General features: G+C 52.4%; 20 protein-coding genes and 1 pseudogene. 11 read left to right on the top strand and 10 right to left on the bottom strand.

Annotation, left to right across the window (positions count from 1 at the left end; translation table 11 throughout):
* Positions 1-79: 79 nt before the first annotated feature.
* The 3 genes from L350_RS01820 to L350_RS01830 form a co-directional block, all read right to left on the bottom strand.
* Complete coding sequence (locus L350_RS01820; RefSeq protein WP_032626872.1) at positions 80-1,402, bottom strand: MFS transporter; 1,323 nt, start codon at positions 1,400-1,402, stop codon at positions 80-82.
* Between the two features lie 260 nt (positions 1,403-1,662).
* Positions 1,663-2,688, bottom strand: coding sequence for an inner membrane protein YhjD (gene yhjD / locus L350_RS01825; protein ID WP_032626898.1), 1,026 nt, complete (start codon positions 2,686-2,688; stop codon positions 1,663-1,665).
* A 50-nt stretch (positions 2,689-2,738) separates the two neighbouring features.
* Positions 2,739-3,638 (bottom strand): LysR family transcriptional regulator, encoded by a 900-nt coding sequence (locus L350_RS01830; RefSeq protein ID WP_032621978.1) that lies wholly within the window; start codon positions 3,636-3,638, stop codon positions 2,739-2,741.
* 119 nt (positions 3,639-3,757) lie between these two features.
* On the opposite strand from L350_RS01830, the gene L350_RS01835 reads away from it, so the two are divergent.
* Together L350_RS01835 and L350_RS01840 are read left to right on the top strand one after the other, a co-directional pair.
* The gene (locus tag L350_RS01835; protein WP_032626870.1) at positions 3,758-4,516 is read left to right on the top strand and encodes an SDR family NAD(P)-dependent oxidoreductase; all 759 of its coding nucleotides are present in this window, start codon (positions 3,758-3,760) and stop codon (positions 4,514-4,516) included.
* Between the two features lie 174 nt (positions 4,517-4,690).
* A complete protein-coding gene (locus L350_RS01840) occupies positions 4,691-5,293 on the top strand; it encodes a response regulator transcription factor (RefSeq protein WP_022649715.1) in 603 nt (200 codons plus the stop codon).
* Here the strand turns inward: L350_RS01840 and L350_RS01845 are convergent.
* Together L350_RS01845 and L350_RS01850 are read right to left on the bottom strand one after the other, a co-directional pair.
* A complete protein-coding gene (locus L350_RS01845; RefSeq protein WP_022649714.1) occupies positions 5,272-5,610 on the bottom strand; it encodes a lysozyme in 339 nt (112 codons plus the stop codon). The two genes, L350_RS01840 and L350_RS01845, sit on opposite strands and share 22 nt — an antisense overlap.
* Before the next feature lie 71 nt (positions 5,611-5,681).
* On the bottom strand, positions 5,682-6,221 hold the full coding sequence (locus tag L350_RS01850) for a GNAT family N-acetyltransferase (RefSeq protein ID WP_022649713.1): 540 nt from the start codon (positions 6,219-6,221) through the stop codon (positions 5,682-5,684).
* Positions 6,222-6,367: 146 nt separating this feature from the next.
* On the opposite strand from L350_RS01850, the gene L350_RS01855 reads away from it, so the two are divergent.
* Positions 6,368-7,954 carry an STY4199 family HEPN domain-containing protein gene (locus tag L350_RS01855; RefSeq protein ID WP_032626868.1) on the top strand — a complete coding sequence of 529 codons (1,587 nt, stop codon included), beginning with the start codon at positions 6,368-6,370 and terminating at the stop codon, positions 7,952-7,954.
* 110 nt (positions 7,955-8,064) lie between these two features.
* Here L350_RS01855 and L350_RS01860 read toward each other — a convergent pair whose 3' ends face one another.
* From L350_RS01860 to L350_RS01870, 3 genes are all read right to left on the bottom strand, one after another.
* Positions 8,065-9,714: an alpha,alpha-trehalase gene (locus L350_RS01860; protein ID WP_032626866.1), complete on the bottom strand. Its 1,650-nt coding sequence runs from the start codon at positions 9,712-9,714 to the stop codon at positions 8,065-8,067.
* Positions 9,715-9,896: 182 nt separating this feature from the next.
* Positions 9,897-11,249: a glutathione-disulfide reductase gene (gene gorA, locus L350_RS01865; RefSeq protein ID WP_022649710.1), complete on the bottom strand. Its 1,353-nt coding sequence runs from the start codon at positions 11,247-11,249 to the stop codon at positions 9,897-9,899.
* A gap of 71 nt (positions 11,250-11,320) precedes the next feature.
* Positions 11,321-12,163, bottom strand: coding sequence for a 23S rRNA (adenine(2030)-N(6))-methyltransferase RlmJ (locus L350_RS01870; protein WP_022649709.1), 843 nt, complete (start codon positions 12,161-12,163; stop codon positions 11,321-11,323).
* 208 nt (positions 12,164-12,371) lie between these two features.
* Between L350_RS01870 and prlC the strand changes: the two genes are divergently transcribed.
* Together prlC and rsmJ are read left to right on the top strand one after the other, a co-directional pair.
* On the top strand, positions 12,372-14,414 hold the full coding sequence (gene prlC, locus L350_RS01875) for an oligopeptidase A (protein WP_032626865.1): 2,043 nt from the start codon (positions 12,372-12,374) through the stop codon (positions 14,412-14,414).
* 7 nt (positions 14,415-14,421) lie between these two features.
* On the top strand, positions 14,422-15,174 hold the full coding sequence (gene rsmJ, locus L350_RS01880; RefSeq protein ID WP_032626863.1) for a 16S rRNA (guanine(1516)-N(2))-methyltransferase RsmJ: 753 nt from the start codon (positions 14,422-14,424) through the stop codon (positions 15,172-15,174).
* Between the two features lie 92 nt (positions 15,175-15,266).
* On the opposite strand, the gene uspA is transcribed toward rsmJ, so the two are convergent.
* Entirely contained in the window at positions 15,267-15,704 is a 438-nt protein-coding gene (gene uspA, locus L350_RS01885; protein ID WP_003861223.1) for a universal stress protein UspA, read from the bottom strand.
* Positions 15,705-15,987: 283 nt separating this feature from the next.
* On the opposite strand from uspA, the gene uspB reads away from it, so the two are divergent.
* Positions 15,988-16,323, top strand: coding sequence for a universal stress protein UspB (gene uspB, locus L350_RS01890; protein ID WP_003861224.1), 336 nt, complete (start codon positions 15,988-15,990; stop codon positions 16,321-16,323).
* A gap of 54 nt (positions 16,324-16,377) precedes the next feature.
* Here uspB and pitA read toward each other — a convergent pair whose 3' ends face one another.
* Positions 16,378-17,877, bottom strand: a complete 1,500-nt coding sequence (gene pitA, locus L350_RS01895; protein ID WP_022649706.1) for an inorganic phosphate transporter PitA — start codon at positions 17,875-17,877, stop codon at positions 16,378-16,380.
* Positions 17,878-18,105: 228 nt separating this feature from the next.
* On the opposite strand from pitA, the gene L350_RS01900 reads away from it, so the two are divergent.
* The 5 genes and pseudogenes from L350_RS01900 (at position 18,106) to L350_RS01920 (ending at position 25,065) form a co-directional block, all read left to right on the top strand.
* On the top strand, positions 18,106-19,308 hold the full coding sequence (locus tag L350_RS01900; protein WP_032626861.1) for a BaiN/RdsA family NAD(P)/FAD-dependent oxidoreductase: 1,203 nt from the start codon (positions 18,106-18,108) through the stop codon (positions 19,306-19,308).
* Between the two features lie 142 nt (positions 19,309-19,450).
* Positions 19,451-20,293: a TnsA endonuclease N-terminal domain-containing protein gene (locus tag L350_RS01905; protein ID WP_000090707.1), complete on the top strand. Its 843-nt coding sequence runs from the start codon at positions 19,451-19,453 to the stop codon at positions 20,291-20,293.
* A pseudogene (locus L350_RS0122725) lies at positions 20,280-22,402 on the top strand (transposase). The gene L350_RS01905 and the pseudogene L350_RS0122725 overlap by 14 nt, the downstream one beginning before the upstream one ends.
* Positions 22,402-23,850, top strand: a complete 1,449-nt coding sequence (locus L350_RS01910) for an ATP-binding protein (RefSeq protein ID WP_001049180.1) — start codon at positions 22,402-22,404, stop codon at positions 23,848-23,850. Before L350_RS0122725 ends, L350_RS01910 begins: the two are co-directional and overlap by 1 nt.
* A 94-nt stretch (positions 23,851-23,944) precedes the next feature.
* Positions 23,945-25,065 (top strand): IS3-like element ISSen4 family transposase gene (locus L350_RS01920; protein WP_096147877.1). Its coding sequence is split into 2 segments (ribosomal slippage): positions 23,945-24,203 and positions 24,203-25,065, totalling 1,122 coding nucleotides; the frame shifts between segments, so codons are not numbered across the junction.
* Positions 25,066-25,090 lie beyond the last annotated feature (25 nt).

The following is a 25,090-nucleotide window of genomic DNA, read 5'->3' as shown; positions in this document are numbered from 1 at the left end:
TTGCCGGGTGACGCTGCGCTTACCCGGCCTACATGTGAATCGTAGGCCGGGTAAGGCGTAGCCGCCACCCGGCATTCGCTTACAGAGTCTGATGCTTAGTTTCGTGCGTCAGCAGCAGCGCAATCAGCGTCAACGCTGCCATGGCCGCCAGATAGACACCCACATAGAACAGACCATAGTTCGCCTGAAGCCACGTGGCGATATACGGGGCCACCGAGGCGCCCAGAATAGACGAAACGTTATAGGAGAACGACGCGCCGGTATAACGCACTTCAGTCGGGAACAGCTCCGGCAGCAGCGCGCCCATTGGGCCAAAGGTCAGCCCCATCAGGCTCAGACCAATCAGCAGATACGCCATCACCAGCGTAGGGCTACCTGAACCCAGCAGCGGCGGGAAGACAAACAGTGCGAACAGGATGATCAGCGAGGTGATGACGATCATGCTTGAACGACGGCCAAATTTATCCGCCAGCAGGCCCGCGATGGGCACCATCACGCCAAATCCAATAACCGCCATCATCAGCATCCACAGCACTTCGTTACGCGGCAGGCCCAGTCCGACCGGTACGGCGGCGGTACTGTAGGTCATGGAGTACACGGTCATGATATAGAACAGCGTGTAGGTCGCCAGCATGATGAACGTACCCAGCACGGTCACGCGGAGGTGTTTGGTCAGCAGCGTCCCCAGCGGAACTTTAACCTGCTTTTTCGCCGCGGCGACTTTAGCGAAGACCGGCGTCTCGTGCAGCGACACGCGCACGTACAGGCCAATCAGCACCAGCACGGCAGAGAAGACGAACGGAATACGCCAGCCCCAGCTCATGAACTGTTCATCGGTCAGCAGCCAGGAGAGGAGCAGGAAGGTGCCGTTCGCGAAGAAGAAGCCAATCGGCGCGCCCAGCTGTGGGAAAGAGCCATACAGGGCACGCTTACGCGCCGGGGCGTTCTCGGTCGCCAGCAGCGCCGCGCCGCCCCATTCCCCGCCCAGCCCCAGGCCCTGACCAAAGCGCGCCAGCGCCAGCAGCACAGGCGCCAGAATGCCGATAGTTTCATAGGTCGGCAGCAGGCCGATGGCGACGGTGGAGATCCCCATCGTCAGCAGCGAGGCAACCAGCGTCACTTTACGACCGACGCGATCGCCAAAGTGGCCAAAGACCGCTGAACCTATAGGACGCGCAACGAAGGCGATAGCAAAGGTAGCTAAAGACTGTAGCGTGGCTGCCGTCGGGTCGCCCTGTGGGAAGAAAATATGCGGAAAGACAATGACCGCAGCGGTGGCGTAAATATAAAAGTCGAAGAACTCAATGGCGGTGCCAATCAGCGATGCGACGACGACTTTATTGCGGGAGTTGACCGGAACGTGTTCCGCCCCTTCGTTAAGTGTGGTGGCTGTTGCTTGCATAATATTTTCTTATTTTTGGACGAACGAAGGGCCATATTAGGCACAGCAAAAGCGACATTTCAATCTGTAACAAAGGCGTGACATGGTCATAAAAGCAACAAAAAGCGGATAATTTTCAGGCCAGCGAAAACACTTCCATGAAATGCTTCACACATTTTAAATATCAGTCATTAAAACTGGTTTTGAGTTAAATAAAAGTTACGGTCTGGATTTATATGCTGAAATGATGAATCGGGCTGAAATATCAGCCCGACGGGACATCAGTGGTGGGTTTTTCCCGGCATGCGCGGGTCGTCTTTATACTCTGCGGTGGCGATCCACGCGGCACAGAACAGCGTCAGGCGTGCGAAGAAATAGAAGAAGGCCATCAGCCCCAGCACCGAACCAAAGGCCGCGCCGGAGGGGGACTTCACCAGCGATGGCAGCGTATAGGTCATCACAATTTTGATCACCTCAAAGCCAATGGCGGCAATCAACGTCCCACGGATCAGCGCCTTCTTGCGCGGCCGATGGCGGGGCAAACGCCAGAAGATCCAGAAGAACAGCAGGTAGTTAGCAAAGATGGAGATAGCAAGCCCTATACCGCGCCAGGCCGGTTTCAGCCATTCAATGTAGTCCAGATACAGCGCGGAGATAATCATCTGCTGCGCAGAACCGGCGACCGAGGTGATAGAGAGCGTGATGACCAGCGCCACCAGCAGACCAATCAGCGAGATAAAGTCGCGCAAATACTTCACCCATATCTTCTCCTGATCCTGCGGCGTACGCTCCCAGACGTCACGCGACTGGGCGCGAATGGCCTCACGCAGGTTGCCCATCCAGTTAACCCCGGAATAGAGCGCAATCAGCAACCCGACGATAACCACGGTGGTACGCTGCTGCACGGCGGTATTGATGGTGCTTTTGAGCGTCGTGGCGAGCGTCTGGTCGCTGACGTTGGTCAGGATCTTATTGAAGATGTCCTGCAACAGCGTCGGGTGAGACGCCAGAACAAAACCGGCGGCAGCAAACGACACCATCAGGATGGGGATCATCGACAGGAAAGAGAAGTAGGTGATCGCCGCGCCAAACTGATTTCCCATGCGGTCGTTGAAGCGCTCAGCGGCGCGGATCAGGTGAGCAATCGCGGGTATCTGCTGAATTTTTTCGGCTATGCCGGTCACGGTGCCCAGCGCTTTGCTGGTCGTTCCAGGCTCCTTCGGCGCTTCAGGCTCGTTATCCATCTTTTTGATGGGTTCATAATCTAAATGTTGAGTCGGTCGTTGCGGGTTATTTTCCGGCGTCACGCGCATTTTCCTTTTCGTTGAGCTGGATGTTACTGAATTATAGCTTGCGACTAGTCCACGTAACTTTTTGTGAGTTCGGTAAGCCACTCCATAAACACATGCACCCGACGGGAGAGGTTACGGCGGTGGGGATAAATGAGGGAGACGGGCATTGGTTCAGCCCGATATTGCGGCAGGATCTCAACGAGTTTTTTCGTGCGCAGGGCATCACGCACCCCGACGCGCGGGACCTGAATAATGCCAAGCCCGGCGATACAGGCGGCCTGGTAGGTTTCCGTGCTGTTAACCGTCAAAACGCCTCCCGTTTTTATCCACTGGGTCGCGCTGCCGTTGAAATACTCAAAACCCAGAGGACGGGTGCCCAGCGTGGCGGAGTAATGAATGAGGGCGTGTGAGCCCAAATCATCCAGCGTCTCAGGGTAGCCGAATCGCGTGAGATAATCCGGGCTGGCGCAGTTAATCACTGAAAGCTTCCCAAGCGGGCGGGCGATAAGCCCGGAGTCCTTCAAGTTTCCCACGCGAACCACGCAGTCAAATCCTTCGCGGATGACATCGACCAGACGATCGCTGCTGCTCAGCTCAAGCTCAATGCCGGGAAACTGTTGTAAAAATGCAGGCAGTTTCGGAATGACGACATTTCGTGCAATGGCAACGGGCATATCCACACGTAGCCGACCGCTGATGGTGGAAGGGTCGTGCAGAAACATGCCGTCCAGTTCGTCCAGATTCATCAGCAGATCTTTGGCGCGTTCGTAATAAACCATGCCGTCCTGCGTCAGGCTGACGCGGCGGGTAGTGCGGTGCAGCAGTTGAGTGCCAAGCGCGTTCTCCAGCGCCTGGATCTGCCGCGAGACACTCCCCTTCGGCAGGCTTAACGTCTCCGCCGCGCGGGTAAAACTCTCCAGTTCCGCGACGCGAAGGAAAAGCTGCATTGCGTATATTTTATCCATAGATATGGGTCATTGTTGTTTGAAATGAAACAGTGAAGCGTTGGCGGCACTATTTATTGATTTTCTACCATCTAATAAGCTCATTCTCAATCTTCATCGCAGTCGAAACGAGGTGAATTATGCGTGAACGTATTGCATTAGTGACGGGCGGTAGCCGCGGCCTGGGTAAAAATGCGGTTTTGAAGCTTGCTGCGGAAGGGACAGATATCATCCTGACCTGGAACAGCAGTCAGCAGGAGGCGCAGGAAGTTGTACGCGAAATTGAGGGAAAAGGTAGAAAATCGGCAGCATTGCAGCTTAACGTCGGCGATACGGCAAGTTTTGCGCGCTTCGCTCAACAGGTGAAGGAAACCCTTACACACGTCTGGCAACGTGACACCTTTGACTATTTAGTGAACAACGCAGGTACAGGGTTATACGCACCCTATACCGAGACGACAGAAGCGCAGTTTGATGATGCGGTGAATATTCACTTCAAAGGTCCGTTTTTCCTCACACAACAGCTGCTACCGCTCATAAAAGACGGAGGACGGATCCTGAATGTCTCAAGCGGACTGGCCCGTTTTACTCAGCCAGGTTCAGGGACTTACGCGGCAATGAAAGGGGCGATGGAAGTGCTGACCCGCTATCAGGCAAAAGAGCTTGGCGTGCGCGGAATTTCCGTCAATATCATCGCGCCTGGCGCGATTGAAACCGACTTTGGAGGCGGACGCGTAAGGGATAATGCGGAGCTTAACCAGCTGCTGGCCTCGCAGACGGCGCTGGGACGGGTGGGCCTGCCCGATGATATCGGTGACGCCATTGCGGCGTTGCTCAGTGACAAACTGGGCTGGATGAATGCGCAACGTATTGAGGTTTCAGGCGGTATGTTCCTGTAATGTTCAGACTTAAGGGGGAGGGAACCCTCTTAAGGAAATCCTTAAAGCAGGTGTGTCTAAATGATGAAAGATATAAAGAGAGCTGGGTGAATTGTAACCTCTCCATTCATTGAGTTTTTTCTTAAAAAATGCCTCTGTAGAATCCCCCTTCGCTATTCTCAGAGGAGTAATACGATGCGAGTAATCATGTTTGACAGGCAGTCATTATTTATTCATGGAGCGAAGTGCAGTTTGCAGAAATTAATTCCGGAAATAGATTTGACAGGAACTCGTCAGACTGATGAATTATGGGCACACTTATCCGCGTCACCTTCCGCTATCGTCATGATAGATGGGTATTTAATTCATGATAACGGTGTGGCTTTACCGGAAGAGATTATGAATCGTTTTCCAACAGCGCGCGTGGTGCTGGTGTTAACGAAAAAAGAGCCTCGCTGGGTTGAGCAAATGCTACAGCGCAACGTGGTAGCAATAATCCCTCGTAATGCGAATCCCGAACGCTTTTCCGCCGTGCTGGATTCTGTATCGCGAGGGATGGTCTGTTTTCCCGGCGAGTGGATGAACCAGCACTCCTCTCATGATGAGCTGTCATTGTTAAGTGAGCGCCAGCGTGAGGTATTGAAATTACTGGCGGCCGGAGAGTCAAATAAAGAGATAGGTCGTAATCTCAATATCAGTGCGGCAACGGTAAAAGCCCATCTTGAGACGCTTTTCCGTCGTCTTGATGTCAAAAACCGGACGCAGGCCGCGATGTACTATACCCGGGCGACGGCCTGAAGGATCTTCTCTGGCAGAGGGGAATCTTCCCCAAAACTGAAGAGCGTTAATACCAGTGCATCATGCTGCTGTTGGGTTAATGGGCGTTTGTTCATTTCCCGCAGCAGCGACTCACATAAATGAATATCATTGAAAAGCAAATTCTCCGCCTCAGTCGGCGTGATGAGGCCGTTAAATTTTTCCCACTGGCGAATCACGTGACCGTAACCTATAACCCATATTCCCTTTTCGTCACGGTATTTCTCCAGGGAAAGACCCTGCTGTTTTTTAATTAATGCGATTGCAGCAGAAGATATCTGCATTGCATAACCCGTCATAAGCGTTTCCTCTTTATGGCGGAACTATAAAGGGAAAACAGCCCGGGGAATATCCGCCAAATGGCCGTTGATCAGGTTTTACTGAACGGATATTCCTTTTTCAGTAAACCGAATAGCCAGTCGTTATGCCATTGCCCTGAAAGGAAATAACTCTCGCGCAACTCACCTTCCAGCTGAAAACCTGTTTTTTCCAGCAGTCGCCTTGAGGCGATATTTCCCGCCGTCACGGTCGCGGTGAGCCGACGGATATTGCCCTGGGTCAGCGCGAAATCACACACCGCCCGCAGAGATTCAAAGCCGTAACCTTTCCCCTGCGCAGAGGGCGCAAAGAGAAAACCGACTTCGGCACAATCTGCTTCCCGGTGCACATAGCCGGTTACGCCCAGCGGCGTCTGGCTGGCCGTCTCACGCACCACAAGGCAGAGCCAGTGCGAGCTGCCCGGTGCCCACGGCAACAGACGAGACACAAAGGCCTCCCGAATGTCAGCCTCGCTACGCTCATGGGCGACAAAACGCATCACGTCAGGATTTTGCTGTAGCGACAGAAAAAAGGGCCAGTCTTGCTCTTGCAGCGGCAAGCAGGTGAGACGCGCGGTGGTTAAGGCGGGCATGACGATCCTCCGGAGACATTGCAAATGATTATAGGGTTGTCACTTTATTTCAACAGAAAGTCAGGTATGTTTAACCTCCTATAAATAAAAAGAAAAACGACTTTTAATGCCGCTTTGGCGGTACTCATTGTCTCTCAAGGAAAACAATGATGATTAGCTCATCGCATCATACCCGCGAACAGTTTGAACACTGTCTGGCGGCGATCCGCCAGGCGTCTGTTGAAATCTTACTTCTGTTGAATGTACATGTTTCTGAAGGAAAAGATCCACGCTGGTTTCTGGAACAACTGGATAGCGCCCGCCTGGGGCTGGGCGGGTGGGGTGCCGTAGCCAGAAAGCTGAACCTGAATGATGCGGAAATGACGGCCTTTACGCTGCAATTACGCTTGCTTCAGCAGCGCGTTCCCCAGTATGAAAGCGGGCAGGATGTCAGCGAAAACCAGCTGATTGCGGCGATGCGCTTCGTCACATCCCTTGAATATCTGCGTCTGCAACAGCCCCTTCTGACCTACGATACCGGGAGGGTGCCAGACAAGGCGAGCCAGCTCCAGGCGCAGAAACAGGTGCGTGCCATTGAGCTGATGATAAAAGGATTGATACAGCAGGCATGGCCCGATCCGGTGCGGCTGAATAATCATCTTAAGACCTTGTTTAATGCTGAACGTGTGCGTCGCTGGCTGAAAAACGGTGAAATTAATGATGTTCTGAGCGGCATGTTATTTAGTGAGCTGGCCCAGCTGCTGGTGGATAAGAAAGAATTTAGCCGCTACTACGCGTCGCTGTTTAACGCCCCGGACATGCTGACGCTGCTGGTAGAACCCCGCAAAACCCTGCAAACCTTCCTCGAAGATATCCGTCAAATCCGCAACAGCATCACCGTGCAGCAGCCGTTGAGCGGGGCGCAAATCCAGCTGCTCGACAGCTATTACACGCAGATCACCCGCTCCGTTCAGCGCGCGTTTGAGGAAGGGCGGACACGCGTTAACCCGGCGGCGCTGATGGCGGTGGATGAAAGCGAGCTGCATGCATTCTGGGAAAAGGCGCAAAAAATAGACCGCACAACAGGCGGCGATCTGTTTGAAGTGCGTGACAGCATAGAGAAACCGACTCAGCGCGCCGCGCGTACGCCAGAGCAGCGCGAACAGCTGATTTCCGGCGTGCTGTGGGGAGCGGTTGGCGTGATGGTTATCGCGATTGTCGTGGGAGGAGCCTGGCTGGTAACCAGCAGTAAACCGCAGCCGACTGTGGCCAGCACGGCATCTCCCGCGCCGGTGCAGGAGATGCGCGAAACGCCTTCCTCGCGAGAAACGCTGACGCGCATGGGTGTAACCTGGGATGAAAACAACTTCCGTTCAGCGATTAGCCGCAACGATACCCGCGTGGCGCTCCTGTTCTTGCAGGGTGGCATGGACTGGAAAATGTCATGGACGGAGGAGGCATTGTCGGCAGGCTACGATGACGTGCTGGAAGTGATGTTGCGCTACCGCCTGCAAATGACAGAGCAAAAGCCCTGCCGACGCTTTATTAATACGCTTAGCCATGCGATGGCGAACGGCGAATCGCTGACGTCTATGCGTAAGCAGTACCTGAAAGCATTCTGTACCGTCCCGGCGGTAGTGAAACGTCAGCAGCACGACGCCGATATGGCAACGCGCCGCGCGAAGACGCAGCCCGATGCCAGTACAAAAAAATGGCAGTCCATCCAGACTGCCATTTATGAAGTGATCCGCTGATTATTTTTCCCCCTCACCCCGGCCCTCTCCCCAAAGGGGCGAGGGAGAAAAGGCCGCACCGTTAAGTCCCCTCTCCCCTCAGGGGAGAGGGTCAGGGTGAGGGGTGAGACTCAGGGCTCCCCATACAGCCCAATCAACCGCCGCACCACCCCATTCGTCCAGCCGAAGCCATCCTGCAACGGATACTCCCCCCCGCCACCTTCGCGTGGCGTGCTGCTGGCGATATGGTACTTCTCAATCAGCTTATGATGGGTTTTGTAGTAATGGTTTACCGTGTGCAGCCAGCTCCAGGCGATCTCATCCCCCAGCGAGTCGTTGCCGTACTGCTTGAACCCCTGGATCGCCATCCATTGTAGCGGTGCCCAGCCGTTCGGCTTATCCCACTGCTCACCTGTTTCATATTCGGTGGCGAGAATACCGCCCGGCGTGAGCAGACGGGCTTTAACGGCATCGGACAGCCGTTCAGCCTGCTCATGGGTCGCCATGCCCACATACAGTGGCACAATGCTGGCCGCAGAGAACAGCGCCAGGGCTTCACGGCGCCAGTCGTAATCACGATAACAGCCGTTCTCTTCGTCCCACAGATAGCGGTTCACCGCCGCGCGCCGGTCGCTGGCTTTCTGGCGGAACAGATCAGCCGTCTCTTTATCCCCTTTCGACGCTGAGATATTGGCGATAGCGCTCTCCAGTTTGAACAGGAATGCGTTCAAATCGATGGGGATAAATTGCGTCGTGCGGATACTGGCCAGCCGCGCAGGATCGCGCAGCCAGCGGGACGAGTAATCCCATCCTGAGGCTGCCCCGGCGCGCAGGTCGCGATACACCTCGTTCGGCGGACGACCGGAATGACGGGCGGTTTCAACGTCCTCAATCCAGGATTCATCCCGTGGCGTATCACGATCGTCCCAGTAGCGGTTGAGCAATGAGCCATCCGGCATGCGCACCGCACTGCGATAGGCCTGGTTGAGCAGCAGCGAGTCCGCCCCGTCCATCCAGAAGGCGTACTCCATCTTGAGATGCTCAAGATAGCGCTTCGCCCCGCGCACGCCGTCCTCTTCAAACAGCTCCACCATCAGGGCAAAAACCGGCGGCTGGGAGCGGCTGAGGTAGTAGGTGCGGTTGCCGTTCGGGATATGTCCGTAGCGCTCAATCAGCCAGGCGAAGTTATCGGCCATGCATTTCAGCAGATCGTTACGACCGCTTTCTGCCAGCCCCAGCATGGAGAAATAAGAATCCCAGTAGTAGGTCTCGCTGAATCGCCCGCCGGGCACAATATAGGCCTGCGGCAGCGCCAGCAGCGACGACCACGGGATGTGATCCTGCGGCTCGCGCGTCAGCACCGGCCACAGGTTATCAATGTGTTCTTTCAGGGAGAAGCCGGGATCAGAGACATACTCTTTACTGTAGTCCTCCGGCAGCCAGAAGTGATTCTCCACAAAGCGCGCCAGGTCAAAATCCCGATGACGACGCACTTTACGGTAGCGGATCAGGATATCCAGCGGGTCCATTTTCGGCGCGCAGTCTGGGAAAGTTTTGCTGTCCGCAAACAGCCGTGTCGACTGCACATGTTCGAACAGTTCAAGATAACGATCGGCAGGCGTCAGGGCATCGGAGGCAGGTAGCCCCTCGATCATTTCGGGTTCCGGCTCCGCCTCAATCATTTCATCCAGTTTCAACTCGCAGGGATCGGTCTCGTAGCGCAGCTCTTCTGCAATCTCGAACTCGATGTTCTCGGTAGCCTGTAGTTTCTGGTTGAACATGGTGATAAGGACCTCCGGTTGTGTGTTCTAAAAGACAGGTTTTTCCGGGCGTCTTATAAGCGTAGACATTCGCTTCGGTGGATGTGGAGGGATATGTGCGGTAGATCACGATTTTCGGAGCATTCGTTTTGCAACGATTTATGAATGTTAAAAAAATGCCCCTTTGAAGAGGGGCATCAATATCAACGCATTGTTACAAACTCTTCTGCCGCAGTGGGGTGGATCGCCACGGTGTTATCGAAGTCTTTTTTCGTTGCGCCCATCTTCAGCGCCACTGCGAAGCCCTGCAGGATCTCGTCCATGCCAAAGCCTATGCCGTGGATGCCAACGATCTTCTCGTCCGGGCCCACACAGACCAGCTTCATGCGGCACGGCTGACGGTGCGAGGTGACCGCGGTATACATCGCGGTAAACGCCGATTTATACACTTTCACCTGATCGTCGCCGTACTGCTCGCGCGCCTGCGGCTCGGTTAAGCCGACGGTGCCGATTGGCGGGTGGCTGAAGACCACGGTCGGGATGTTGCTGTAATCCAGATGTTCGTCCGGCTTGTTGTTAAACAGACGCTCGGAAAGACGACGCCCCGCGGCCACGGCAACCGGCGTCAGTTCTACGGCACCTGTGTTATCACCAACGGCATAAATACCCGGTACGCTGGTATTCTGGAACTTATCAACGACGATGTAGCCTTTTTCATTGGTTTTCACCCCGGTTGCGGCCAGGTTGAAGTTGTCGGTGGCCGGTTCACGACCAATCGCCCAGATCAGGCAATCAACGGTCTGGCTGCGGCCATCTTCCAGTTCCAGGGTCAGGCTACCGTCCGCATTTTTAACCACCGCTTTTGGCACGGCGTTGGTGTGCAGGGTTGGGCCTTCGGCGTTCATCACCTCGACCAGCGTGTCGACGATTAGCGGATCAAAGCTACGCAGCGGCGCGTGTTTACGCACAAACAGGTGCGCTTCCGCCCCAAGGCCGTTAATCACGCCAGCAAGCTCAACCGCGATGTAACCCGCGCCTACAATGGCAACGCGCTCTGGCAGAGCAGGCAGCTCGAAGAACCCGTCGGAGTCGATGCCGTATTCCGCGCCCGGAATGTTCGGATGGCTCGGACGGCCACCGGTGGCGATCAGGATGTGATCGGCGGTGATCGTCTCGCCGTTCACTTCGATCGTCTTCGCATCCACGAAACGGGCGAAGCCGCGGATCACGTCGACGTTATTCTTGCCCAGCACGTTATCGTACGAGGTGTGAATACGGTCGATATAGGCGGTACGGCTGGCGATCAGCTTATCCCAGTCGAAGTGGTTGATGGTGGTGTCAAAGCCGTAGTCCGGGCCATACATATGGATAGCTTCACGGATTTGCGCGGCATGCCACATCACTTTCTTCGGTACACAACCCACGTTTACGCAGGTGCCGCCGAGTTCTTTGGCTTCAATCAGCGCACACTTCTGGCCGTACATGGCCGCACGGTTGATGGAGGCGATGCCGCCGCTGCCGCCGCCGATTGCGATGTAGTCATAATGCTTAGTCATAGCTTTTGTCCTTAATCGTGAATTGCCGCGATTGTATACCTGAAATCAATAGGTTCCACCGATGGCTGCGATTACTCCGGCACGATCCAGCTTACGGTGGCGTGGCCCGTACCGGCTGGCACCAGCGTTTTGTGCAGCCACGGCAGCACGTTGTTCATCTGCGCTTCGAGCTTCCACGGCGGGTTAATCACAATCATGCCGGACGCGGTCATGCCGCGCTGGTCGCTGTCGGGCCGCACCGCCAGCTCAATCTGCAGGATTTTGCGGATGCCGGTCGCCTCCAGATCCTTGATCATGCGTTTAATTTGCGCGCGCAGCACTACCGGATACCACAGGGCATAGGTTCCGGTCGCAAAGCGTTTGTAACCTTCGTTGATACCGGCCACCACCGCCTGATAGTCGGTTTTGATTTCGTACGGCGGGTCGATCAGCACCAGGCCGCGACGCGAAACCGGCGGTAGTTTGGCTTTTAGCTGCTGGTAGCCATCGGCTTTGTCCACGCGGGCGCGGTTATCTTTCTGAAACTCAGCGCGCAGCAGCGGGAAGTCGCTTGGGTGCAGCTCGGTCAACTGGAGGCTGTCCTGCTCGCGCAGCAGCTGGCGGGCAATCAGCGGAGAGCCAGGGTAATAGCGCAGCTGGCCGTTGCGGTTGAAATGATTCACCACGCCGATGTACGGCTCCAGTTCGGCAGGCAGATCGTCCTGCTGCCAGATACGGGCGATGCCTTCCAGATATTCACCGGTACGCTCGGCATGTTCGCCGCTCAGCTGATAACGACCCGCCCCCGCGTGGGTGTCCAGGTAGAGAAACGGCTTGTCTTTCTCTTTAAGCGCTTCAATGATCAGGCTCTGAACGGTGTGTTTAAGGACGTCGGCGTGGTTGCCAGCGTGGAAGCTGTGGCGATAACTGAGCATGGGTAATGATTTTCCGCTGAATTGACGATTTGCCACAGTTTACAGCAGAACGGCACAGATTACCCGTAGGCCCGGTAAGCGCAGCGCCACAGGGCGTTTTTCGACAACCTCCGGCATTGAAATCCTCTACACTTAACCCCATTACAGAAAACAATATGCACAGCGCCGGATGCGCGCTTCATTCATCTATTTCAACAGGACAGCGTTTATGACCAATCCATTACTGACGCCTTTTTCGTTGCCACCGTTTTCTAAAATCCTCCCTGAGCATGTGGTTCCAGCCGTTACCCAGTCGCTGGAAAACTGCCGCGCGGCGGTAGAGAACGTGGTCGCGCAGGGCGCGCCGTACACCTGGGAAAATCTGTGTCAGCCGCTGGCCGAAGTGGACGACGTGCTGGGGCGCATTTTCTCCCCGGTGAGCCACCTGAACTCGGTGAAAAACAGCCCGGAGCTGCGCGAAGCCTACGAACAGACCCTGCCCCTGCTCTCCGAGTACAGCACCTGGGTCGGCCAGCACGAGGGGCTCTACAAAGCCTACCGCGACCTGCGCGACGGCGACCATTATGCCGAACTGAACACGGCGCAGAAAAAATCGGTTGATAACGCGCTGCGTGATTTCGAACTGTCCGGGATTGGCCTGCCAAAAGAAAAACAGGTTCGCTACGGCGAAATCGCCGCGCGCCTGTCCGAGCTGGGCAACCAGTACAGCAACAACGTCCTCGACGCCACCATGGGCTGGACGAAGCTGATTACCGATGAATCCGAACTGGCCGGTATGCCGGAAAGTGCGCTGGCGGCGGCAAAAGCCCAGGCCGAAGCGAAAGAGCAGGAAGGCTTCCTGTTAACGCTGGATATCCCAAGCTATCTGCCAGTGATGACCTACTGCGACAACCAGGCCCTGCGCGAAGAGATGTATCGGGCCTACAGCACCCGCGCCTCCGATCAGGGGCCGAATGCCGGTAAGTGGGATAACAGCCCGGTGATGGCGGAGATCCTCGCCCTGCGCCACGAGCTGGCACAGCTGCTGGGCTTCGACAGCTACGCGGATAAATCCCTCGCCACCAAAATGGCCGAGAACCCACAGCAGGTGCTCGACTTCCTGACCGATCTGGCGAAACGCGCCCGTCCTCAGGGTGAAAAAGAGTTAGCCCAACTGCGCGCCTTTGCAAAAGCGGAGTTCGGCGTGGACGAGCTTCAGCCGTGGGATATCGCATACTACAGCGAAAAACAGAAACAGCACCTCTACAGCATCAGCGACGAACAACTGCGTCCGTACTTCCCGGAAAACAAAGCCGTCAACGGTCTGTTCGAGGTAGTGAAGCGCATCTACGGCATTACCGCGAAAGAGCGTACCGACATCGACGTCTGGCATCCGGACGTGCGCTTCTTCGAGCTGTATGACGAGAACAACGAGCTGCGCGGCAGCTTCTATCTCGATCTCTACGCGCGTGAGAACAAGCGCGGTGGGGCGTGGATGGACGACTGCGTGGGCCAGATGCGTAAAGCGGATGGTACCCTGCAAAAACCTGTTGCCTACCTGACCTGTAACTTCAACCGTCCGGTGAGCGGCAAACCTGCGCTGTTTACCCACGATGAAGTGATCACCCTGTTCCACGAGTTCGGTCACGGCCTGCACCACATGCTGACCCGCATCGAAACCGCTGGCGTCGCCGGTATCAGCGGTGTGCCATGGGATGCGGTCGAGCTGCCAAGCCAGTTTATGGAGAACTGGTGCTGGGAGCCGGACGCGCTGGCGTTTATCTCCGGTCATTACGAAACGGGCGAACCGCTGCCGAAAGAACTGCTGGATAAAATGCTGGCGGCGAAAAACTACCAGGCGGCGATGTTTATCTTGCGTCAGCTGGAGTTCGGCCTGTTCGACTTCCGCCTGCACGCCGAGTTCAGCCCGGAGCAGGGGGCGAAAATCCTCGAAACCCTGGCTGAGATTAAAAAGCAGGTTGCCGTCATTCCAGGCCCGAGCTGGGGACGCTTCCCGCACGCGTTCAGCCATATCTTCGCAGGCGGGTACGCCGCAGGCTACTACAGCTACCTGTGGGCCGACGTGCTGGCGGCGGATGCCTTCTCGCGCTTCGAAGAAGAGGGGATTTTCAACCGCGAAACCGGTCAGTCGTTCCTCGACAACATCCTGACCCGCGGCGGTTCAGAAGAGCCTATGGAGCTGTTCAAACGCTTTCGTGGCCGTGAGCCGCAGCTGGATGCGATGCTGGAGCATTACGGAATCAAAGGCTGATTGCTACGTGAAGATCTGCTTAGTAGATGAAACAGGCGCCGGTGACGGCGCCTTATCTGTTCTGGCGGCCCGCTGGGGGCTGGAACATGATGAAGAGAACCTGATGGCGCTGGTGATGACGCCGGAACATCTGGAGCTGCGCAAGCGCGATGAGCCAAAGCTTGGCGGGATTTTTGTCGATTTTGTCGGCGGCGCGATGGCGCACCGGCGTAAGTTCGGCGGCGGTCGCGGCGAAGCGGTGGCCAAGGCGGTTGGCATTAAAGGGAGCTATCTTCCGGACGTGGTGGACGCCACGGCGGGGCTGGGGCGCGATGCGTTTGTGCTGGCCTCGGTGGGCTGCCGTGTGCGGATGCTGGAGCGTAATCCGGTTGTCGCCGCGCTGCTCGACGACGGGCTGACGCGAGGCTATGCGGACCTGGAAATCGGCTCGTGGTTACAGGAACGTTTGCAACTTATTCATGCCTCCAGCCTGACAGCGCTGACCGATATCACCCCGCGCCCGCAGGTGGTCTATCTCGACCCGATGTTCCCGCATAAGCAGAAAAGCGCGCTGGTGAAGAAAGAGATGCGGGTGTTTCAGTCGCTGGTGGGGCCAGATTTAGATGCCGATGGCCTGCTGGAGCCGGCTCGTCAACTGGCGACGAAGCGGGTGGTGGTGAAACGTCCTGACTATGCGCCGCCGCTGGCGGACGTTGCGACCACTAACGCGGTGACCACCAAAGGGCATCGCTTTGATATCTACTCAGGTACGCCGGAATAAAAAAAGCCGGGTGGCGGCTTCGCCTTACCCGGCCTACATTCAGTGCCGCTTGTAGGCCCGGTATGCGTTAGCGCCACCGGGCTTTTTTGCACTTACTCGTCTTCTTCGTCACGCAGTGGAACAATCAGCATATCCACGTGTACGGTGTTAATCAGCTGACGTGCGGAAGACATCAGTTTGCTCCAGAAGTCCTGATGGTGACCGCATACCACCAGGTCCATATCGTATTTCTTAATCGCATCAACCAGCACCTGGCCCAGATCGCCGCTACCGCTTAAGGTTTCAGTGATTGGATAGCCCGCGTTGGTAGAAAGCTCGCTCAGCGCGTGGTGAGTCTCTTCGGAGATGCGTTTCTGCATATCGCCGAGATTCACGTCGATCAGACCGGTGTAGAGGTCGGAGTAATTCACATCAACATGAATCAGCGAAACTTTCGCGTTGTAGGGACGTGCCATGGATACTGCTTTATCAACCAGCACTTTACTCTCCGGGGAGAGGTCTACCGCGATAAGAATGTGTTTGTAAGCCATAGTGTTACTCCTTCCTTAAGTTATCGATGACTAAATGGGAAAGCCGTCGTCTGATGCTTTCATTACGGCCCAGTTAAACATATTTTTCAAGCTTTGGTGTTGATAACGATTAACCTTGTGGCAAAAAAATTAACGGATCTCCTACACTATTTAATGAGCCGTTCGGATATTAAAACGCGAACCGGATCGACTTTTAGTCATTCTTTCACTGAACTGTCTGTCAGGGCATTGGGGTGCGGTAGCTCAGGAGCCTTGCTTCGTGGGTGGACGCCGGGGAGGATGTATGATTAGCACCGTCGCATTGTTTTGGGCGTTATGCGTGGTTTGCATAGTGAATATGGCGCGCTACTTCTCATCGTTACGTGCGCTGTTAGTGGTACTTCGTGGTTGCGATCCGTTGCTTTATCAATATGTGGACGGTGGAGGGTTCTTCACCTCGCACGGACAGCCCAGCAAGCAGATGCGTCTGGTGGGGTATATCTACTACCAGCGCTACCGCGATCACCACGATGAAGAGTTTATCCGTCGCTGCGAGCGCCTGCGTCGTCAGTTCATTTTGACCAGCGCCCTGTGTGGTCTGGTTGTGGTGAGTATGATTGCGCTGATGATATGGCACTGAGCATAAAAAAAGCGGGCCAGTTTCCTGACCCGCTTTTTTGTCGCCTTCAGCCGATTAAATTAGCTTCAGCGAAATCCAGTACAGACCGCCAGACAGCAGGATGGACGCCGGGAGGGTGAACACCCAGGCCATCAGAATGTTGGTCACGGTTTTACGCTGCAAACCGCCGCCGTCAACAATCATGGTACCTGCCACGGACGAAGAGAGTACGTGGGTGGTGGAGACTGGCATACCGGTGTAGCTCGCCAGACCGATAGACACTGCCGCCGTCATCTGCGCGGACATGCCCTGAGCATAGGTCATGCCTTTCTTACCGATCTTCTCACCGATGGTGGTCGCCACACGACGCCAGCCAATCATCGTACCGATACCCAGCGCCAACGCGACCGCCATGATGATCCAGATTGGCGCGTACTCAATGGTGTTGAGCATATCGCCTTTCAGTTTCTTCAGCAGACGCTTATCGTCAGCGTTGACCTCTGGCAGCTTCGCGACTTTATCGGTCACGTCGGAGATACAGAGCATGATACGACGCAGCTGACCACGCTGTTCTACAGCCAGTTTGTCGTAGCTTTCGATATCGGCCAGCATGCCTTTCGCACGTTCCAGCGCGTTAATCGCGTTTGCCGGGTGGCAATGGAACTCGCCCGGTGCAGTCAGTGCGCCAGAGTCAGGAGAAGGGATCAACTGGTCTACGCCGGTCGCTTTCTTCAGCAAATCAGGATGCTGCTGGAAGTAAGTCTCAACGTTGTTTACCGCATCACGGGTACGGGTGATCTCATAGCCAGAGGCGTTCATGTTAACCACGAAGCCTGCCGGTGCGACGCCAATCAGAACCAGCATCACCAGACCGATACCTTTCTGACCATCGTTCGCGCCATGAGAGAAGGCGACGCCGATAGCGGAAATGATCAGCGCGATACGCGTCCAGAACGGCGGCTTTTTCTTGCCGTCTTTCTTCTCACGCTCTGCTGGCGTCAGGTGGATACGTGCACGTTTCTTCGTGTTGCTCCAGTAGCGACGCAGGATGAAAATCAATCCACCTGCTACCACCAGACCGACGATAGGGGAGATGATCAGAGAGCCGAAAATACCCAGTACTTTAGGAAGGTTCAGCGCATCAACAACCGATGTACCGGTCATCAGGGCGTTAGTTAAACCGATACCGATAATCGCGCCGATAAGGGTGTGAGAGCTGGATGCCGGCAGGCCGAAATACCAGGTACCGAGGTTCCAGATAATCGCAGCAAGCAGCATTGAGAACACCATGGCCAGGCCATGACCGGAACTCACGTTAAGCAGCAGATCCGTTGGCAGCATATGCACAATGGCATAGGCAACGCTCAGTCCGCCCAGGAGGACACCAAAAAAGTTAAATACCGCCGCCATAACGACCGCAAGCTGCGATCGCATTGCGCGAGTGTAGATAACCGTTGCAACTGCGTTTGCAGTGTCGTGGAAGCCATTGATCGCTTCGTAAAACAGCACAAAAACCAGAGCAAGCAATAATAAAAGCCCGGTATGTAAATCCAGGCCGGCAAACAAATGTAGCATAGGACGTTACGCCATTTTGAGGACATGAACGCGGCGCATTATCCAGGACAAATGCGCAACGGGCAAAGTGAAATATAGACTTTTTTTGACATACCACCTGATTTGAGAAATGTGCCTGAATAGATAATCTTTAAATATCAATGAAATGGCTTTGTAATATCTTTTTACGCTGGTGCGACCACTGAGGAAACTTTACAATCCGCGGCAGTTAACGAAGAGGATTTTGACGTGGAAAGGTTTGATGCCGTAGTAATTGGCGCCGGTGCGGCGGGTATGTTTTGTGCGGCAATGGCCGGACAAGCGGGTCGTCGTGTGCTGCTGCTGGATAACGGAAAAAAGCCTGGCCGCAAGATCCTGATGTCCGGCGGCGGGCGCTGCAATTTCACTAATCTTTATGTCGAGCCTGCGGCCTATTTGAGCCAGAACCGTCATTTTTGTAAATCTGCGCTGGCGCGCTACACGCAGTGGGATTTCATCGAACTGGTGGGTAAACACGGCATCGCGTGGCATGAGAAGACGCTGGGACAACTGTTCTGCGACGACTCTGCCCAGCAAATCGTGGATATGCTGGTGGCCGAGTGCGAGAAAGGCGGCGTAGTCATGCGCCTGCGCACCGAAGTGCTGGACGTCGCCCGTAACGAGCAAGGGTACACGCTGCAACTCAACGGCGAAACCGTCAGCGCCGATAACCTGGTGATCGCCAGCGGCGGCCTATCGATGCCGGGGCTGGGTGCCTCACCGTTCGGCTACAAAATCGCCGAGCAGTTTGGCCTGAAAGTATTACCCACGCGCGCCGGGCTGGTGCCGTTCACGCTGCATAAGCCGCTGCTGGAACAGCTTCAGACGCTCTCCGGCGTGTCTGTGCCGTCGGTCATTACGGCCGAAGACGGCACGGTGTTCCGCGAAAACCTGCTCTTTACCCATCGCGGTCTCTCGGGGCCAGCGGTATTGCAGATCTCCAGCTACTGGCAGCCGGGGGAGTTTGTCTCCGTAAACCTGGTGCCGGATTGCGATCTGGACGCCTTCCTCAATGAGCAACGCGCCGCGCACCCGAATCAAAGCCTGAAAAATACCCTGGCGATGCAGCTGCCGAAGCGTCTCGTGGAGTGCTTGCAGGTGTTAGGGCAAATTCCGGATGTTGCGCTTAAGCAGCTCAACAGCCGCGAGCAGGACACGCTGGTGGAGACGCTGACGAACTGGCGCGTGCAGCCAAACGGCACCGAAGGCTACCGCACGGCGGAAGTGACGCTGGGCGGCGTGGATACACACGAACTCTCATCCCGCACGATGGAAGCCCGCAACGTGCCGGGTCTTTATTTCATTGGTGAAGTGATGGACGTGACCGGCTGGCTCGGCGGGTATAACTTCCAGTGGGCGTGGGCCAGTGCCTGGGCATGCGCGCAGGCACTCGCTGATGTCCGAGGACAATAAAGTTGTACACAAAGCACTAAAGTTGTAACCATTCTCAAAAAACGACGCTAATGTTGTATACTTACTGAATGTGTAGTTATAGGGTTGGAGACTATAAAATGCACATATAGGTACGTATCAATGTCGTTTTTAGGGTACGATCATGGCTAGGGGTAGGCGTCTCAAATCCTATTTGGATTATGAAAATGCGCTAGGTGACGGCATAGGAGTGGGCTATGGCCAAAGTTATCAGCCCTGGCTTAGAGCTCAGGACGTTAAATCCCGTGGAAACCGTTCGATAGTCTTTGGCCTTAAGACGTTTCGAAACCATCATCTCCTTTCTTCTGTCGAAAGTAACTTTTTCTATCTGGCTGAGTTTAATGACTCGGTGATTGATATCCGGGAACAATTCCCACTCTTTCCTCTCCGGCTTACCCAACAAATAGCAAATCATCTACATTTTCAACATCCTATGGTGAGGGGAGTAAGAGGAGTACCTGTCGAAGTTCTGAATGTTATGACAACCGATTTTTTACTGACCTTGAGAACTCCTGAAGGCGGACTTCGATACAAAGCTATAGCAGTAAAACATAACGAGAGCATACCTGAACGCGAAGCCCAAAAACTTGAAATAGAGAGGATGTTTTGGCAGTTGATTGATGTTGAGTTTCAAATTTATGTTGGCTCGGAACTCAATAACGTCGTCGGTAAAAACATTTGCTGGGCTACTTCTGTATTAAGAGATGGTTCTGAATTTTATGATAAATATCCTCTTGATAAAATCCTATGGAAGCTTAAACCAGATGTTTATCCCATAGTAGGACTACGTGCAATGATTTCATCAATCTTTGGGGTAGATGCACAAGAAGCGATGATGTTATTGCAGGCAATGATTGGATTAAAAATGATAAATGTTGATTTATCATATCCAATACTCGAAACCGGTCTGATAAAGATAATTTCCAATGACCACTATATAGGACTGAACGCAAATGGATATTATTAGGAATTCAGTCTGGCTCTCTCAAGGCACTGATTTGCTTGCAGAGGGACTTTACCGTGTTTTGGATTTCGACAGAAAGGTCGATTTGTTAATTTTGTTTAAAATAAAATCAGAAAGAACGGGTAAGCCAATCCCTTTCTCATTTTCAATGTTTAAATATTATATTGAATCAAATAGCATAACTTGTAAAGATTATATATATCCTTCATATATGTTAGTAGATGAGAAAGAAATAACAGATAAAGACAGAGGAAGGCGAGATGAAAATTACAATATCATTAAAGATCTTGTAGATGACAGAATGTTTCTGTTCGACTATGCATTACATAAAAAGTCGCACCTTTTAATGGATTACTCCAGAAATAAAAAAATATCACAATATACTATCAGAACGCTTCTGGCGTTGTATTGGCGACATGGGCAGGATATTTATGCATTGCTACCCGCATTCTCGAACTGTGGCGCCGCTGGGAAAAGTAGAATCAAACATGAAATTAAACTTGGGAATTCCAAAAAAACAGAGCATTACCTAATGAACGATCACGTGTTTTCATTCTTAATGAAAGAGATATAAATAATATTAGAAAATCTCTCATTACGTATCATTATAAAGTTAACGGAGATACGATAAAGAAAACATTAGAGAGACATATTGATTTGTATTTTAGGGATGAAATTAAAACAGCAAACCTAGAAAATAGAGCTCCATATGTTCCTTCTTTAAAACAATTTTCATACTGGAATAAAAAACTCTTCACTAAAGATTTCTCGATAAATAAGAAGAACACGAAAAAAGAAATAGACCTCAAAATGCGGGCGCTTTTAGGTAGTGTGGCTAATACAACTGTTTTGCCGGGTGATGTTTTCGAAATAGACTCAACTGTCGCTGATGTACATCTTATTTCGAGTTTAAACAGACGAAAAGTCATTGGGCGTCCTACTATTTATACAGTGGTGGATCGTGCAACAAGAATGATTGTTGGCCTTCATGTTTCTTTATACCATGCTTCATGGCGAGCCGCCCGACAAGCGTTAGCAAATTGCTTTATGCCAAAAAAAGAATATTGTAGATTATTTGGAATCTCTATTACTGATGATGATTGGCCTTGTTCTCACATTCCATTAACATTGATGTGTGACAACGGGGAGATGATTGGTCTTAAACCTCAGGAAGAGATGACCCCCCTGACAAAGCTTGAGTTTGCGCCAGTCGGTAGAGGCGACAGAAAAAGCATTGTTGAACGCTGTTTCGGCATTCTGAATGATGAGGTTATTCATAGGCTTATTGGAACAACACGAAGGGGAAAGATTGTTAAAGGAGAGCCAACACCGCAATCCAGGGCTTGTTTAACGATTCAGGAGGTCACGTCTTTACTGATTCGGGAGATACTTGCACATAATCAGAGAACGTATGAGGAACTGGCTTATATCAATCCCTTACTGATTGAAAATGATCTCGTAATATCACCAAAAAATAGTTGGATGATAAGCTTAAAGCACGGGAGATTCAGCGCAAGAGCCGTTGGGGCCGACGAAGTGATCGCACGATTGTTAATCCCTGTGAACGCTAACATTACCGCCGGTGGGATTCAGTACAATAATCTTTTTTATGAATGTGATCCTGAAATTGCATCAGGTGTCAGAGTATTTGGAAGAACCACTTGTGAAGCAAGAATAGATGACAATTGCGTAGATTATATATATGTAAGATTTGACAAAAATAGCATTTTCAAAAAACATTACCTACTTAAGAAAAGAGATGTATTTAAAGGGAAAGCTCATCTTGATACAGATGTAATGGCTGATTGGGTAGATACTCAAAAAGAAATTAATTTATTTACTCTGGATTCGCTCAGCAATATCAATAATAAAGATGAATTTAACAGGAAAGGTAACGAAAGATTAAATGAAATATACGAATCTCGCCGGGTACATGGTAAAGATATTAAAAAGAACAGGAAAAATGAACTTGATTCATTAGGGCGAACTCATGTTGCTAATGGAAGATCTGAACCCCTACTTCCTTCATCCAGTAATGTTCTGCTTTTGCCTGGCCGGGAGGAGAAACAAAGATGGTTAAAAGGTAAGAAGAAGACTGAGGACGCAGAATAATGAACCTTATACGGCGCGTTTCAGCGATATATAAAGAACAGGAGTTACCTGAGTATCGTGGCAATCCCTTAATTGAAGCACTTCCTGAAGCGCTTACGGAAGATGAAGTACTTCTGGAAATGAGTTATTTCCCCGAAATTGACGAAAAAATCCGCTGGACTGCCCCGGCGAATGTTAGAGAGCAGTATGTCGAACGTATAAAGAAATTCCGTTGCCCTCAAACCAATCTTATCCAGGCTTATAAGATGATCTTACGGGCACTTAGGGAAAGCTATGCAGCTCGTAATCCTTTAAAAAGCGGAACAATTCAATATCTTCATTACTATGGAAATGAGCGTCCTGATATTGAGCCAGAAAGTGGATATTTTAAATCCCAGGCTGAAACTATTACGATAGTTGGAATGAGTGGTTCTGGAAAAACTACCATGATTGAGCAAGTCATGGATCATTTCCCTCAGATTATAGAACACAGCAGCTATAAAGGAGTTTTTCCCGGCTTCAGTAAGCAAATTGTATGGGTAAAGATTAATTGTCCATACAATTCAAGTGTGAGAGACCTTTGTGAAGAGATTTTACAAAAATTAGATGATGCAATTGGTATTGAACGAACTACACCTGAGATTAGAAATGGTGCTCTGGCTCGCCAGATTGCACAAAGAATTAAATCATCATTTTTGGGTATCCTTGTTATTGATGAAATGCAGAGGCTTAAATTTTCAAGAACCGGGGGTGAGAGTAAGTTGATTGATTTTTTACATGAAATTGTAGATTCCATGGGGGTATCTATGGTTTTTTGTGGAAATCATCCTTTTGACGAGACGCTGACAAAGAAAATGAGAATTGCCAGGCGGGCAGAGTCTGGTGGTTACATGAAAATTAAGAATGTTAGATACGATTCACAAGACTGGCAATCGTTTATTCATTATTTATGGCCATTACAATGGACAAATGTTGAAACTCCATTAAATGATGAGTTAAACGAAAAATTATTCATTTTATCTAAAGGCAATATTGGATTGGCTCAGATGATTTATCGGGGGGCACAATTAAAGGTTATCGGTAGCGGCAATGAAATCATCACTGGCGCAGTCTTGTCGGCCTCTGTACCGGTACTCGTGAGTCATACGGAGGAATATAAGGATACTCCACTCCCGGGGGCCGCGACTGAAGATGAGGAAGCTAAATGGCTCTCTGCATCTAATGAGGGTGATGCTTCGGCTAAAATCATGGCAGAGAAGTCCCTAAAGTCTTTGATCCCTGGGGATATAGACAGGCCACAGCACAAGGAATTCGTAGGAAAAATAGACGAGGTTTTGCGCAATTTCGACGAGAAAATACTGTCTCTTGACCACGATCTTGTTATCAACAGAACAGCTGAAAAGAAAAATACCTACGATGCTCTTCAGCGTTGCGGGCTTATAAATATAGATCCACTTAATAAATTGTAATGAGGTAACAGTTCGTAACGGTCTGACCTGCTCCCCGTTGATTAGTACACCCCGATGTTAGTAATGTCTTCATAAGCCACATGAGGACATCCCCATGAAGAAGCGTTTTTCCGATGAACAGATCATCAGTATTCTCCGCGAAGCCGAAGCTGGGGTACCCGCCCGTGAACTCTGCCGCAAGCATGCCATTTCCGATGCCACGTTTTACATCTGGCGTAAGAAGTATGGCGGTATGGAGGTGCCTGAAGTTAAGCGCCTGAAGTCGCTTGAGGAAGAGAACGCCAGACTCAAGAAGCTGCTTGCCGAAGCCATGCTGGATAAAGAGGCGCTTCAGGTGGCTCTTGGGCGAAAGTACTGACGACAGACCAGAAGCGGGAAGCCGTGATGTTGATGTGTGATGCGACCGGTCTGTCGCAACGTCGTGCCTGCAGGCTTACAGGTTTATCCCTGTCGACCTGCCGCTATGAGGCTCACCGTCCGGCTGCTGATGCGCATTTATCAGGGCGCATCACTGAGCTGGCACTGGAGCGCAGGCGTTTTGGCTACCGTCGTATTTGGCAGTTGCTGCGCCGTGAAGGGCTTCATGTTAATCATAAGCGCGTGTACCGGCTTTATCACCTCAGTGGCCTGGGCGTAAAACGCAGAAGACGTCGTAAAGGGCTGGCAACAGAACGTCTGCCGCTGCTCCGTCCGGCGGCGCCCAATCTGACCTGGTCGATGGATTTCGTCATGGACGCACTTTCCACCGGTCGCAGGATCAAGTGTCTTACCTGCGTCGATGATTTCACAAAGGAATGCCTGACGGTCACTGTTGCCTTTGGGATTTCAGGCGTTCAGGTCACGCGTATTCTGGACAGCATTGCACTGTTTCGAGGCTATCCGGCGACGATAAGAACTGACCAGGGGCCGGAGTTCACTTGCCGTGCACTGGATCAATGGGCCTTTGAGCATGGTGTTGAGTTGCGCTTAATCCAGCCGGGCAAGCCAACGCAGAACGGATTTATTGAGAGCTTTAACGGACGATTTCGCGATGAATGTTTGAATGAGCACTGGTTCAGCGATATCGTTCATGCCAGGAAAATTATTAATGACTGGCGGCAGGATTATAACGAATGCCGCCCGCACTCCACGCTGAATTATCAGACACCGTCTGAATTTGCAGCGGGCTGGAGAAAGGGTCATTCTGAGAATGAAGATTCCGACGTTACTAACTGAGTGTTGTATCTAATCGTGGGGGCAG

Origin of the sequence: Enterobacter sp. MGH 4, assembly GCF_000534735.1 — a bacterium.
Lineage (GTDB): Bacteria > Pseudomonadota > Gammaproteobacteria > Enterobacterales > Enterobacteriaceae > Enterobacter > Enterobacter intestinihominis.
This window is presented reverse-complemented; position numbering and strand designations above follow the sequence as displayed.

Bases quoted from the DNA above. Each gene is read 5' to 3' on its own strand.
- L350_RS01820 (WP_032626872.1), bottom strand. From the start codon at position 1,402: ATGCAAGCAACAGCCACCACACTTAACGAAGGGGCGGAACACGTTCCG.
- L350_RS01830 (WP_032621978.1), bottom strand. From the start codon at position 3,638: ATGGATAAAATATACGCAATGCAGCTTTTCCTTCGCGTCGCGGAACTG.
- L350_RS01835 (WP_032626870.1), top strand. From the start codon at position 3,758: ATGCGTGAACGTATTGCATTAGTGACGGGCGGTAGCCGCGGCCTGGGT.
- L350_RS01840 (WP_022649715.1), top strand. From the start codon at position 4,691: ATGCGAGTAATCATGTTTGACAGGCAGTCATTATTTATTCATGGAGCG.
- L350_RS01845 (WP_022649714.1), bottom strand. From the start codon at position 5,610: ATGACGGGTTATGCAATGCAGATATCTTCTGCTGCAATCGCATTAATT.
- L350_RS01850 (WP_022649713.1), bottom strand. From the start codon at position 6,221: ATGCCCGCCTTAACCACCGCGCGTCTCACCTGCTTGCCGCTGCAAGAG.
- L350_RS01855 (WP_032626868.1), top strand. From the start codon at position 6,368: ATGATGATTAGCTCATCGCATCATACCCGCGAACAGTTTGAACACTGT.
- L350_RS01860 (WP_032626866.1), bottom strand. From the start codon at position 9,714: ATGTTCAACCAGAAACTACAGGCTACCGAGAACATCGAGTTCGAGATT.
- gorA (WP_022649710.1), bottom strand. From the start codon at position 11,249: ATGACTAAGCATTATGACTACATCGCAATCGGCGGCGGCAGCGGCGGC.
- L350_RS01870 (WP_022649709.1), bottom strand. From the start codon at position 12,163: ATGCTCAGTTATCGCCACAGCTTCCACGCTGGCAACCACGCCGACGTC.
- prlC (WP_032626865.1), top strand. From the start codon at position 12,372: ATGACCAATCCATTACTGACGCCTTTTTCGTTGCCACCGTTTTCTAAA.
- uspA (WP_003861223.1), bottom strand. From the start codon at position 15,704: ATGGCTTACAAACACATTCTTATCGCGGTAGACCTCTCCCCGGAGAGT.
- uspB (WP_003861224.1), top strand. From the start codon at position 15,988: ATGATTAGCACCGTCGCATTGTTTTGGGCGTTATGCGTGGTTTGCATA.
- pitA (WP_022649706.1), bottom strand. From the start codon at position 17,877: ATGCTACATTTGTTTGCCGGCCTGGATTTACATACCGGGCTTTTATTA.
- L350_RS01905 (WP_000090707.1), top strand. From the start codon at position 19,451: ATGGCTAGGGGTAGGCGTCTCAAATCCTATTTGGATTATGAAAATGCG.
- L350_RS01910 (WP_001049180.1), top strand. From the start codon at position 22,402: ATGAACCTTATACGGCGCGTTTCAGCGATATATAAAGAACAGGAGTTA.